Origin of the sequence: Citrobacter sp. (assembly GCF_050252275.1) — a bacterium.
Classification (GTDB): domain Bacteria; phylum Pseudomonadota; class Gammaproteobacteria; order Enterobacterales; family Enterobacteriaceae; genus Citrobacter_A; species Citrobacter_A amalonaticus.
In genome coordinates this window covers 1-11,331 of record NZ_JBFWLF010000141.1, presented here as the reverse complement: position 1 = coordinate 11,331, position 11,331 = coordinate 1, and the positions used below count along the sequence as shown (strand labels likewise).

The 11,331-nt window shown below is 54.0% G+C and carries 11 protein-coding genes and 1 pseudogene; 9 read left to right on the top strand and 3 right to left on the bottom strand.

Annotated elements, in window-relative coordinates:
* From AB7E14_RS13270 to AB7E14_RS13255, 4 genes are all read left to right on the top strand, one after another.
* The coding region (locus AB7E14_RS13270; protein ID WP_428169591.1) for a glycosyl hydrolase family 65 protein at window positions 1-454 on the top strand (454 nt) is incomplete at its 5' end.
* Window positions 451-1,113 carry a beta-phosphoglucomutase gene (gene pgmB / locus AB7E14_RS13265; protein ID WP_316961705.1) on the top strand — a complete coding sequence of 221 codons (663 nt, stop codon included), beginning with the start codon at window positions 451-453 and terminating at the stop codon, window positions 1,111-1,113. The genes AB7E14_RS13270 and pgmB, both read left to right, overlap by 4 nt.
* Before the next feature lie 10 nt (window positions 1,114-1,123).
* Window positions 1,124-2,203 carry an ABC transporter ATP-binding protein gene (locus AB7E14_RS13260; protein WP_043000566.1) on the top strand — a complete coding sequence of 360 codons (1,080 nt, stop codon included), beginning with the start codon at window positions 1,124-1,126 and terminating at the stop codon, window positions 2,201-2,203.
* 76 nt (window positions 2,204-2,279) lie between these two features.
* Window positions 2,280-3,185, top strand: a complete 906-nt coding sequence (locus AB7E14_RS13255) for an OmpG family monomeric porin (RefSeq protein ID WP_044267157.1) — start codon at window positions 2,280-2,282, stop codon at window positions 3,183-3,185.
* A gap of 40 nt (window positions 3,186-3,225) precedes the next feature.
* On the opposite strand, the gene AB7E14_RS13250 is transcribed toward AB7E14_RS13255, so the two are convergent.
* Window positions 3,226-4,236 (bottom strand): LacI family DNA-binding transcriptional regulator, encoded by a 1,011-nt coding sequence (locus AB7E14_RS13250; protein WP_043000568.1) that lies wholly within the window; start codon window positions 4,234-4,236, stop codon window positions 3,226-3,228.
* 220 nt (window positions 4,237-4,456) lie between these two features.
* Between AB7E14_RS13250 and AB7E14_RS13245 the strand changes: the two genes are divergently transcribed.
* The 4 genes from AB7E14_RS13245 to tyrR all read left to right on the top strand — a co-directional run bounded on the left by AB7E14_RS13245 (window position 4,457) and on the right by tyrR (window position 9,453).
* A complete protein-coding gene (locus AB7E14_RS13245) occupies window positions 4,457-5,152 on the top strand; it encodes an alpha/beta fold hydrolase (protein ID WP_316961704.1) in 696 nt (231 codons plus the stop codon).
* A gap of 154 nt (window positions 5,153-5,306) precedes the next feature.
* Window positions 5,307-6,704, top strand: a complete 1,398-nt coding sequence (locus tag AB7E14_RS13240) for a YcjX family protein (protein ID WP_058588324.1) — start codon at window positions 5,307-5,309, stop codon at window positions 6,702-6,704.
* Window positions 6,701-7,762, top strand: coding sequence for a YcjF family protein (locus AB7E14_RS13235; protein WP_044326920.1), 1,062 nt, complete (start codon window positions 6,701-6,703; stop codon window positions 7,760-7,762). Before AB7E14_RS13240 ends, AB7E14_RS13235 begins: the two co-directional genes overlap by 4 nt.
* 149 nt (window positions 7,763-7,911) lie before the next feature.
* Entirely contained in the window at window positions 7,912-9,453 is a 1,542-nt protein-coding gene (tyrR, locus tag AB7E14_RS13230) for a transcriptional regulator TyrR (protein WP_044326921.1), read from the top strand.
* 43 nt (window positions 9,454-9,496) lie between these two features.
* Here the strand turns inward: tyrR and tpx are convergent, their stop codons facing one another.
* Window positions 9,497-10,003, bottom strand: a complete 507-nt coding sequence (tpx, locus tag AB7E14_RS13225; protein WP_043000571.1) for a thiol peroxidase — start codon at window positions 10,001-10,003, stop codon at window positions 9,497-9,499.
* Between the two features lie 121 nt (window positions 10,004-10,124).
* On the opposite strand from tpx, the gene ycjG reads away from it, so the two are divergent.
* Window positions 10,125-11,090, top strand: coding sequence for an L-Ala-D/L-Glu epimerase (ycjG, locus tag AB7E14_RS13220; RefSeq protein WP_044326922.1), 966 nt, complete (start codon window positions 10,125-10,127; stop codon window positions 11,088-11,090).
* Here ycjG and AB7E14_RS13215 read toward each other — a convergent pair.
* A pseudogene (locus AB7E14_RS13215) lies at window positions 11,065-11,331 on the bottom strand (murein tripeptide amidase MpaA); the annotation flags it as partial. The gene ycjG and the pseudogene AB7E14_RS13215 sit on opposite strands and share 26 nt — an antisense overlap.

Sequence of the window (11,331 nt, the reverse complement as noted above, 5' to 3'; positions counted from 1 at the left end):
ACATGATTCCTCTTTAAGTAAAGCGATCCACGGGATCGTGGCGGCACGCTGTGGCAACCCAGAACAGGGTTATCAGTTCTGGCATGAAGGCGCGCAGATCGATCTTGGCGACGATCCGCACAGTTGCGACGACGGTATCCACGCGGCGGCAACGGGGGCCATCTGGCTGGGGGCGATTCAGGGATTTGCGGGGCTGAGCGTACGTAACGGTGCACTGCACCTCGATCCGGCGCTGCCAGAGGGATGGAAAAAACTGACGTTCCCTCTGTACTGGCAGGGAAGCGAGATGATGATTTCGCTCAGCAAAAGTCACGTGACGATAAGCAGTTCACGACCGGTTACGCTGTGGCTTAATGCAAAGCCAATCATTATTGACGGTGAATACAAACTCGCATTTCCTGACATGATTTTGCCTGTTTTTGGGACCGCTACCACGGAAAGGGGAAAAGAATGAAACCACAGGCAATAGTGTTTGATCTTGATGGGGTCATTACCGATACGGCACATCTGCATTTTCTTGCCTGGCGAGAGGTGGCTGCTGAATTGGGAATCGTGATTGATGAGGTGTTCAACGATCGCCTGAAAGGGATCAGTCGTGGTGAGTCGCTGCTGCGTATTTTGCGTCACGGTGGAAAAGAAGGGGTATTCACCCAGGCGGAACGGGAGCAGATCGCCGCGCGTAAAAATGCGCTTTATGTTGACTCGCTGCGCTCACTGACGCCGGAGGCGGTACTGCCGGGAATTAAGGAACTGCTGACTACGCTGCGTACGGAACAGATAAAAACCGGACTGGCGTCAGTGTCACTGAATGCGCCCGCGATCTTACAGGCGTTGCAAATGACATCGTTATTCGATTTTTGCGCCAATGCCGCGCTGATCCGCCGTTCTAAACCGGATCCGGAGATTTTTCTCGCGGCGTGCAACGGTCTGCACGTTAATCCGCGAGCATGTATTGGAATAGAGGATGCGCAGGCGGGGATTGAGGCGATTAATGCCAGCGGAATGCGTTCGGTGGGTATTGGATTCACCTTAACCGGCGCAGATTTGCTACTTCCGACAACGGAATTTTTGACGTGGCCGCGCTTATCGGCTTTCTGGCAACTCGACAAGTAAAGGAATCAACATGGCACAGCTTTCGTTGCAGCATATACAGAAAATTTATGACAACCAGGTGCATGTGGTTAAAGACTTCAATCTGGAAATTGAAGACAAAGAATTCATCGTGTTTGTCGGCCCGTCGGGATGCGGAAAATCAACCACGCTACGAATGATTGCGGGGCTTGAGGAGATCAGCGCCGGCGAACTGTTGATCGACGGCAAGCGGATGAATGATGTGCCCGCAAAGGCGCGCAATATTGCAATGGTCTTCCAGAACTACGCGCTGTATCCGCACATGAGTGTCTATGACAACATGGCGTTCGGTCTGAAGATGCAAAAGATTGATCCCGGCGTTATTGACGAACGCGTCAACTGGGCAGCGCAGATCCTCGGTTTACGCGAGTACCTCAAGCGCAAACCTGGCGCATTGTCGGGCGGGCAACGCCAGCGTGTTGCGCTGGGCCGGGCCATTGTGCGTGAAGCGGGCGTGTTTCTGATGGATGAGCCGCTGTCTAATCTCGACGCTAAACTCCGTGTCCAGATGCGCGCAGAGATCAGCAAACTACACCAGAAGTTGAATACCACCATGATTTACGTCACGCACGACCAGACAGAAGCCATGACCATGGCGACGCGGATTGTGATCATGAAAGATGGGATCGTCCAGCAGGTTGGAGCGCCCAAAATGGTTTATAACCATCCCGCAAATATGTTTGTTGCAGGTTTTATCGGTTCTCCGGCAATGAATTTTATCCGTGGTGCGATTGACGGAAATAAATTTGTTACGGAAACCCTTAAATTAACCCTTCCGGAAGACAAATTACGGATATTAAAAGCGAAGGGTTATGAACATAAAGCTGTCGTGCTGGGGATCCGCCCGGAGGATATTCACCCTGGAATACAAGAAGAGAATAGCGTGACAGCAAAAATAAGCGTGGCGGAACTGACCGGCGCAGAATTTATGTTGTACAGCACGATTGGGGGGCACGAGCTGGTGGTCCGTGCCGGGTCTGTTAATGACTATTATGCAGGAGACAATATCACCATCCATTTTGATATGGCGAAATGCCATTTCTTTGACGTAGAGACGGAATTCGCTATTTAACAATAAATAACTCCAGGGGCGTGGCCCCCTGGCTTTCGCGATATTTTATTTATCTGTACTTTAACAAGGAATAAAAATGAAAACCTTACTGTCCTCTTCAGCGCTGCTGATATGCGCTGGGATGGCCTGCGCGCAGGCTGCCGATAATAAAGACTGGCATTTTAATATTGGTGCCATGTACGAAATTGAAAACGTTGAAGGTTACGGCGAAGATATGGACGGACTTGCTGAACCGTCTGTCTATTTTAATGCCTCGAACGGTCCGTGGAGAATATCCCTGGCCTATTATCAGGAAGGCCCGGTTGACTATAGTGCTGGCAAACGCGGTACCTGGTTTGATCGCCCGGAACTGGAAGTTCACTATCAGATCCTGGAAAGTGATGATTTCAGTTTTGGTTTGACGGGTGGTTTTCGTAACTACGGCTATCACTATGTGAATGAAGCGGGCAAAGACACCGCAAATATGCAGCGCTGGAAAGTGGCACCGGACTGGAATGTGAAGCTCACGGATGATTTGCGCTTTAGCGGATGGCTGGCGATGTATCAATTCGTCAACGATCTGAGTACCACCGGCTATTCAGACAGTCGTGTCGAAAGCGAAACGGGCCTGAATTATTCCTTTAATGAAACGGTGGGACTGACGGTAAATTACTATCTGGAGCGCGGTTTCAACCTTGCTGAACATCGTAATAATGGCGAGTTTTCTACTCAGGAAATTCGCGCCTATTTACCGATTTCGCTGGGCAATACCACGCTGACACCCTATACCCGTATAGGTCTGGATCGGTGGTCAAACTGGGACTGGCGAGACGATCCGGAGCGTGAAGGTCATGACTTCAACCGTCTCGGATTACAGTATGCCTATGATTTCCAGAATGGTTTGTCGATGACGCTGGAATACGCCTATGAGTGGGAAGATCACGATGAAGGTGACAGCGACCGGTTCCATTATGCGGGCATAGGCGTTAACTACGCCTTCTGATAGCCCTGGCTGCCCTTGTCAATTACGGGCAGCCATTCGCTCAGGCCAGAGATGCGGTCAGAGAGATACGGGTTTCGACGGTGATGGAGCGAGCGTCAGTTTTCCCGGCAATATGCTTAAACAACAGATCGCAGCTTTGCTCGCCGAGTTCACGTGTCGGGACGTCAATGCCGCCGGGCGGAGGGGTGAGAATAAAAGAGAGCATTTCGTTGCTGTAACCGACGACCGCCAGCTGCTGCGGAATGGCAATTTTTCTCTCCGACGCTGCGCGATATAAACTGAGGATCTTAATGCTGTCGGTGGCAAAAACAGCATCCGGTAAGGGGTGCTGGTTTAATAATGCTCTCGCCGCTTCCAGCGCACTTTCGTGCGTATAGCCACCATCAATAATCCAGCGTTTATTCTCTGCCAGTTGATGCGTCGCCAGACTGCGCTTATAGCCATTTACGCGATCAACAGAAACATGGTATTCCAGCGGCGCATGCAAACAGGCAATATTCTGATGGCCGCTGTCAATCAGGGCATCAGTCAGTGCAATACTGTCACGATAATTATCGGTATCGACCGAGTAAACGTGAGTGTATTGACCTTCTACCTTACCGATGACCACCACTGGAATATCATATTTATCCAGACGCTCGAAAAAAGTCTCATCTGCGGGCGAACTAAGCATGATAATGCCTTTGATCATCTTCTGCTTAATTTTGCTCTCGCACTTTTGCAGATCGTCTTCAGTACTACGTGACGTTTGTAGGATCACGTCGAAACCTTCCTCCTCTGCTTTTGCGGTAATGGCGTGCAAAACTTCAGAGAAGAAGGGGTTACCAGCAGTTGTTTTGGTCGAGCGTGTTGAAATCACCATGATGGCGTCAAACCCGGATGAGGTCAGGGCGCGGGCCAGTTTATTCGGCTGATACTGCAGTTCATCAATAGCGCGCTGCACTTTTTCCAGCGCTTCCGGTGAGATATTGGTTTGCTTGTTTAATACGCGCGAGACCGTCGACTTCGACACACCCGCCACGCGAGCGATATCATAAATAGTGGGGGTCATACTCCTGCAACTCCATCGGAGAGTTAATACTATACATCTTAGGGAGTTAGTCTGCGGTTGACAACACAGCGCGGTGGATTGTGCCGTGTAGCAATGAACTTCATGAATCAGCATTTCTGTGGCAGCCCGAACCTGGCGCGGCAGATTGATTGCAGACCATTGCATGAAGTTATCGGGTTTGATAAAACCTGATATCCCATCCTTTAATAATGCGACGCTCATGATGCAAAGCCACTCTTTCCTGGTCCCTTTTCAGGGCGAAACGCTTTACGCTGAAAGTACGTTTGGCCGCAATGGACATGTCCTGATGCTACACGGCGGCGGGAAAGACAGAACCATTTTCCACAAGTATCGCGTTATGTTGGATGAGTCAGGTTTTGGAACGACGATATTCGATTTTTTAGGTCATGGAGAAACCGGCGGCGACATTCGCGATTCCTCGTTGTTGAGCCGCACCCAACAGGCAACGGCGGTGATGGATTATCAGGGGCAGATTTTTACCGGTTGTGTGGGCGTCAGCATGGGGGCGTACAATGCGCTTCAACTCAGTAAAATGGTTCCGCTGCGCTCGCTGATTCTGATGGTGCCAGGTGTCTATGCAACGCCTGCGTATCCGGTTAAATTTGGCCCCGATTTTTCGGCCATCATACGCCAGGATCGCAGTTGGGACGCGACGGATGCGTGGGCCATCGCCGCTGAATTTACCGGTGATTTGTTGGTTATCGCTGCCGAAAATGACACCATCATCCCTGCCGATATACCGAAAAAACTGGTCTCGTCGGCAGCGCAGGCCTGCCAAAAGACACTACTCACGATCGATGGGGCGGGTCATAACTCGATCTGGGAGCAGTTGATGCGTTCAAGAGCATGCTATGAAAGCGTTCGCTCGGCTTTTGAACGCTGCTTAGCTCATTAGCATACTTTTATTTCAGCCTGTCCTGTTTTCCCTTAACGGGGTCAGTCGGGTGAACATCCCACTCGACACAACCCGATTGAAAATCAACGACCTGCCCCTATATTAGAGGGATGCATTATACTTTTTTCTGGTCTTCAGGCATAACGGGATGGCGATGAAGAGACTCACCACTGAACTCAATGCGCTGGTTAATCGCGGTGTTGACCGGCATTTGCGCCTCGCGGTCACGGGGCTGAGCCGGAGCGGAAAAACCGCATTTATCACGGCGATGGTTAATCAGTTGCTCAATATCCATGCCGGGGCGCGACTGCCTTTGCTCAGCGCGGTGCGTGAAGAGCGCCTGCTCGGGGTGAAACGCGTTCCGCAGCGCGATTTTGGCATTCCTCGCTTTACCTACGATGAAGGGCTGGCCCAGCTGTATGGCGATCCGCCGACGTGGCCGACGCCCACCCGTGGGGTCAGCGAAATTCGCCTGGCGCTGCGCTATAAATCCAATGATTCCCTGTTGCGTCACTTCAAAGAGACGTCGACGCTGTACCTGGAAATTGTCGATTATCCCGGCGAATGGCTGCTCGACCTGCCGATGCTGGCGCAGGATTATCTGAGCTGGTCGCGGCAGATGACCGGGTTGCTCACCGGGCAGCGGGCGGAATGGTCGGCGAAATGGCGACAGCTGACGCAAGGGCTGGATCCGCTGGCACCCGCCGATGAAAACCGCCTGGCTGATATCGCGGCGGCGTGGACGGAATACCTGCATCAGTGCAAACAGCAGGGGCTTCACTTTATCCAGCCGGGCCGATTTGTCCTGCCCGGCGATATGGCGGGTGCACCGGCGCTGCAATTCTTCCCCTGGCCGGATGTGGAGGCGTGGGGGGAATCCAGACTGGCTCAGGCGGATAAACACACCAACGCCGGGATGCTGCGTGAGCGTTTTAACTACTACTGTGAAAAAGTGGTGAAAGGGTTTTATAAGAACCATTTTCTGCGCTTCGATCGTCAGATTGTGCTGGTGGATTGCCTGCAACCGCTCAACAGCGGGCCGCAGGCGTTCAACGACATGCGTCTTGCCTTAACCCAACTGATGCAAAGTTTCCATTACGGTCAGCGTACGCTGTTCCGTCGGCTGTTTTCACCGGTGATCGACAAACTGCTGTTTGCCGCCACCAAAGCGGATCATGTGACGATCGATCAGCACGCCAATATGGTGTCGCTGCTGCAACAGTTGATTCAGGATGCCTGGCAGAACGCCGCGTTTGAAGGAATCAGCATGGATTGTCTGGGGTTGGCCTCCGTTCAGGCTACCACCAGCGGACTGATTGACGTTAACGGCGAGAAGATCCCGGCGCTGCGCGGAAATCGCTTAAGCGATGGCTCGCCGCTGACGGTCTACCCCGGTGAAGTGCCGGCACGTTTGCCGGGACAGGCGTTCTGGGACCGCCAGGGATTTCAGTTTGAAGCGTTTCGACCGCAGAAAATGGACGTCGATAAGCCGCTGCCGCACATTCGCCTGGATGCCGCGCTGGAGTTTTTAATAGGAGATAAATTGCGATGAGCGAACCGATAAAACCGCGGATTGATTTCGCCGGTCCGCTTGACGTCGAGCAGAGCCCGGCTTTTAAAGCGCAACAAACGTTTAGCGAGACGCAAGCTCAGTCCTTTGCCCCGGCCACCGTTGATGAACCGCTGGAAGAAGAGGGACAAGCCGAAGCGGTGATTGACGCAGCGCTACGCCCGAAGCGCAGTCTGTGGCGCAAGATGGTGATGGGCGGCCTGGCGCTGTTCGGCGTAAGCGTGGTGGGACAAGGTGTTCAGTGGACAATGAACGCCTGGCAAACCCAGGACTGGATGGCGCTCGGCGGTTGCGCGGCCGGGGCGCTGATTATTGGGGCGGGAGTCGGATCGGTGGCAACCGAATGGCGACGTCTGTGGCGTTTGCGCCAGCGTGCTCACGAGCGCGATGAAGCGCGTGACCTGCTGCATAGCCACGGTGCCGGCAAAGGACGGGCCTTCTGTGAGAAACTGGCGCAGCAGGCCGGAATCGACCAGTCGCACCCGGCGTTGCAGCGCTGGTATGCCTCGATTCACGAAACGCAGAACGATCGCGAAGTGGTCAGTCTTTACGCCCATCTGGTTCAGCCGGTGCTGGATGCTCAGGCGCGGCGAGAAATCAGCCGTTCGGCGGCGGAGTCGACGCTGATGATCGCAGTCAGTCCGCTGGCGCTGGTGGATATGGCATTTATTGCCTGGCGCAATTTGCGACTGATTAACCGCATCGCCACGCTGTACGGGATAGAGCTGGGCTATTACAGCCGTTTGCGTCTGTTCCGACTGGTGTTGCTCAACATCGCTTTTGCCGGAGCCAGCGAATTGGTGCGGGAAGTGGGGATGGACTGGATGTCGCAGGATCTCGCGGCGCGCCTGTCGACCCGAGCCGCGCAGGGGATCGGCGCGGGGTTGTTAACCGCACGACTGGGGATCAAAGCGATGGAGCTTTGCCGCCCGTTGCCGTGGCTGGACGATGACAAACCGCGCCTGGGTGATTTCCGGCGTCAATTGATCGGGCAGCTCAAAGAGACGTTGCAGAAAAACGGATCCCCGCGAGAAAAGTAATCTAATCACAGGCGTTGACCGCGTAACTTTACGCCGAAACGCCTGTTTTTCCGTCATGCTGTCAATATTTGTTGACAGAATCCTTCCTGGTTCCCCATTCCTGGCTTATCATCATATCTATAGCTCATTATTCAGTTGAAGGTTCCCCCATGCGTCTGGAAGTCTTTTGTGAAGACCGACTTGGTCTGACTCGCGAATTACTTGATTTACTGGTGCTACGCAGCATCGATTTGCGCGGTATCGAGATTGACCCCATCGGGCGAATCTACCTTAACTTTGCTGAACTGGAGTTCACTAACTTCAGCAGTTTGATGGCGGAAATTCGCCGCATTGCAGGCGTCACCGATGTACGCACTGTGCCATGGATGCCGTCAGAGCGGGAGCACCTCGCGCTCAGCGCGCTGCTTGAGGCGCTGCCTGAACCTGTTCTGTCGCTGGATCTGAAAAGCAAGATTGAGATGGCAAACCCGGCAAGCTGCCAGCTGTTTGCGCTTAACCCGGAGCGGATGCGCAACCATACCGCTGCACAACTGATCAACGGTTTTAACTTCCAGCGCTGGCTGGAAGGCAATCCGCAGGCGTCCCATAACGAACATGTGGTAATCAACGGGCAGAATTTCCTGATGGAAATCACGCCGGTTTATCTGCAAGGGGAAACTGACGAAACCATGCTCACCGGTGCGGTGGTCATGCTGCGTTCAACACTCCGGATGGGGCGTCAGTTGCAGAATCTGGCAACCCAGGATGTCAGCGCTTTTAGCCAAATCATCGCCGTCAGCGGCAAAATGAAGCATGTTGTCGAACAGGCGCGCAAACTGGCGATGCTGAGTGCGCCGCTGTTGATTACCGGCGATACCGGCACCGGTAAAGATCTGTTTGCGTATGCCTGTCACCAGGCCAGCCCGCGCGCGGGCAAACCGTATCTGGCGCTCAACTGCGCGTCGATCCCTGAAGATGCGGTGGAAAGCGAACTGTTTGGTCATGCGCCAGAAGGCAAAAAAGGCTTCTTCGAGCAGGCAAACGGCGGTTCGGTGCTGCTTGATGAGATTGGTGAAATGTCGCCGCGCATGCAGACCAAGCTACTGCGGTTCCTCAATGACGGTACGTTTCGTCGGGTTGGGGAAGATCATGAGGTACATGTCGATGTGCGCGTGATCTGTGCGACGCAAAAGAATCTCGTTGAACTGGTGCAGAAAGGGCTGTTTCGCGAAGATCTCTATTATCGCCTTAACGTGCTGACGCTGAATCTGCCGCCGCTGCGCGATTGTCCGCAGGACATCATGCCGCTGACTGAACTGTTTGTGGCGCGTTTCGCCGATGAGCAGGGCGTGCCGCGTCCTAAACTGGCTGCCGATCTCAGTACGGTATTGACCCGTTACGGCTGGCCCGGCAACGTGCGTCAACTGAAAAACGCCATCTACCGGGCGCTGACGCAGCTTGAAGGTTACGAGCTGCGGCCGCAGGATATTTTGCTGCCTGACTACGATGCGACGACGGTTGCGGTAGGTGAAGATGCGATGGAGGGGTCGCTGGATGATATCACCAGCCGTTTTGAGCGCTCAGTGTTAACCCAGCTTTACCGCAGTTATCCCAGTACCCGCAAGCTGGCGAAACGCCTGGGGGTTTCACATACCGCGATTGCGAATAAGCTGCGTGAATATGGCCTGAATCAGAAGAAGGGCGAAGAGTAAAAAAATGCCTCCGAAATGGAGGCATTTTTGTATGACGGGGACCTTACGCTTTCAGGACTTCCAGCGCAGCGGCATAGTCAGGTTCGTTGGTAATTTCATTCACCAGTTGGCTGAAGATGACGTTGTCATTTTCATCCAGAACGACGACCGCACGCGCGGCCAGACCTTTCAGCGGGCCTTCGGTGATTTCAACGCCGTAGTTTTTCAGGAATTCAGCGTTACGCAGCGTGGACAGCGTGATAACGTTGCTCAGACCTTCAGCGCCGCAGAAGCGGGACTGGGCAAACGGCAGATCGGCAGAAACACACAGCACCACGGTATTGTCGATTTCAGTGGCCAGTTGGTTAAACTTACGTACCGATGCCGCGCAAACGCCGGTATCGATGCTCGGGAAAATGTTCAGGACTTTGCGTTTGCCAGCAAACTGGCTCAGTGCGACGTCAGACAGATCTTTTGCCACGAGGGTAAAAGGCTGCGCTTTGCTACCCGCTTGAGGAATGGAGTTGGCGACTGCAACCGGGTTGCCCTGGAAATGAACGGTTTGTGACATGGTTATCTTCCTGTTTACATATAGTTAACGTCACAGCTAGTTTATGCCAACAGCCGATAACACGGCAAACGCTATTTCGGTGAAGCGCACAAACCACCACGTCATTGCTTAAGGAGAAAAAATGCGTTCTGTGAAGGTATACGAGGAAGCCTGGCCGTTACATACCCCTTTTGTGATTGCCCGTGGCAGCCGCAGTGAGGCGCGTGTCGTGGTGGTTGAACTGGAAGAAGAGGGTGTGAAAGGGATTGGTGAGTGCACGCCCTATCCGCGTTACGGGGAAAGCGATGCCTCCGTAATGGCACAGATCATGAGCATTGTCCCGCAACTGGAAAAGGGGTTGACCCGGGAAGCGCTGCAAAAACTGCTCCCGGCAGGTGCGGCACGCAACGCGGTTGACTGTGCGCTGTGGGATCTCCAGGCACGCCAGCAGCAACAAACGCTGACGGAAACCCTTAACGTGGCGCTGCCGACGACAATTGCCACCGCACAGACCGTCGTGATTGGTACCCCGGAACAAATGGCGGCCAGCGCAGCGGCGCTGTGGGAAGCCGGAGCCCGGCTGCTGAAGGTGAAACTGGACGATCGGATGATCAGCGAACGTATGGTGGCGATTCGGTCGGCAGTACCGGAGGCGACCTTAATTGTCGATGCCAATGAGTCCTGGCGGGCGGAAGGGCTGGCGGCGCGCTGCCAGCTGTTAGCTGATTTGGGTGTCGCGATGCTGGAACAACCGCTTCCGGCACAGGATGATGCTGCGCTGGAAAATTTTATCCATCCGCTGCCGATCTGCGCCGATGAGAGCTGTCATACCCGTAGCAGCCTGAAAGCGCTGCATGGGCGTTATGAAATGGTCAATATCAAGCTGGACAAAACCGGCGGACTGACCGAGGCGCTGGCGCTGGCTACCGATGCCCGCGAACAAGGATTTGCCCTGATGCTGGGCTGCATGCTTTGCACGTCACGGGCCATTTCTGCCGCATTACCGCTGACGCCGCAGGTCAGCTTTGCCGATCTTGATGGTCCTACCTGGCTTGCGGTCGATGTGGAGCCCGCATTGCACTTTACGACCGGACAACTGCATCTTTAGGATGCCAGCGCAGAAGCGTGGACATCGCCTGGAGATATTTCTCGCTGGCCTCATCTGATGAGATCGGCGGGAATTCCGCTGTGATGCAGTGTAAATTCAGATCCGCACACCAACTGCCGAAAGAGCCGGGCGTTTCGTAACCAACGCTTGTCACCAGCGGTAGTTCGAACGCCTGCGCCAGCCATTCACCGAGCTCGCTGCTTTTGGGATCTTCAATACAGGCCAGTGGGTCATGGAAAGA

Bases quoted from the DNA above. Each gene is read 5' to 3' on its own strand.
- AB7E14_RS13235 (WP_044326920.1), top strand. From the start codon at position 6,701: ATGAGCGAACCGATAAAACCGCGGATTGATTTCGCCGGTCCGCTTGAC.
- ycjG (WP_044326922.1), top strand. From the start codon at position 10,125: ATGCGTTCTGTGAAGGTATACGAGGAAGCCTGGCCGTTACATACCCCT.
- pgmB (WP_316961705.1), top strand. From the start codon at position 451: ATGAAACCACAGGCAATAGTGTTTGATCTTGATGGGGTCATTACCGAT.
- tyrR (WP_044326921.1), top strand. From the start codon at position 7,912: ATGCGTCTGGAAGTCTTTTGTGAAGACCGACTTGGTCTGACTCGCGAA.
- AB7E14_RS13250 (WP_043000568.1), bottom strand. From the start codon at position 4,236: ATGACCCCCACTATTTATGATATCGCTCGCGTGGCGGGTGTGTCGAAG.
- AB7E14_RS13255 (WP_044267157.1), top strand. From the start codon at position 2,280: ATGAAAACCTTACTGTCCTCTTCAGCGCTGCTGATATGCGCTGGGATG.
- AB7E14_RS13245 (WP_316961704.1), top strand. From the start codon at position 4,457: ATGATGCAAAGCCACTCTTTCCTGGTCCCTTTTCAGGGCGAAACGCTT.
- tpx (WP_043000571.1), bottom strand. From the start codon at position 10,003: ATGTCACAAACCGTTCATTTCCAGGGCAACCCGGTTGCAGTCGCCAAC.
- AB7E14_RS13240 (WP_058588324.1), top strand. From the start codon at position 5,307: ATGAAGAGACTCACCACTGAACTCAATGCGCTGGTTAATCGCGGTGTT.
- AB7E14_RS13260 (WP_043000566.1), top strand. From the start codon at position 1,124: ATGGCACAGCTTTCGTTGCAGCATATACAGAAAATTTATGACAACCAG.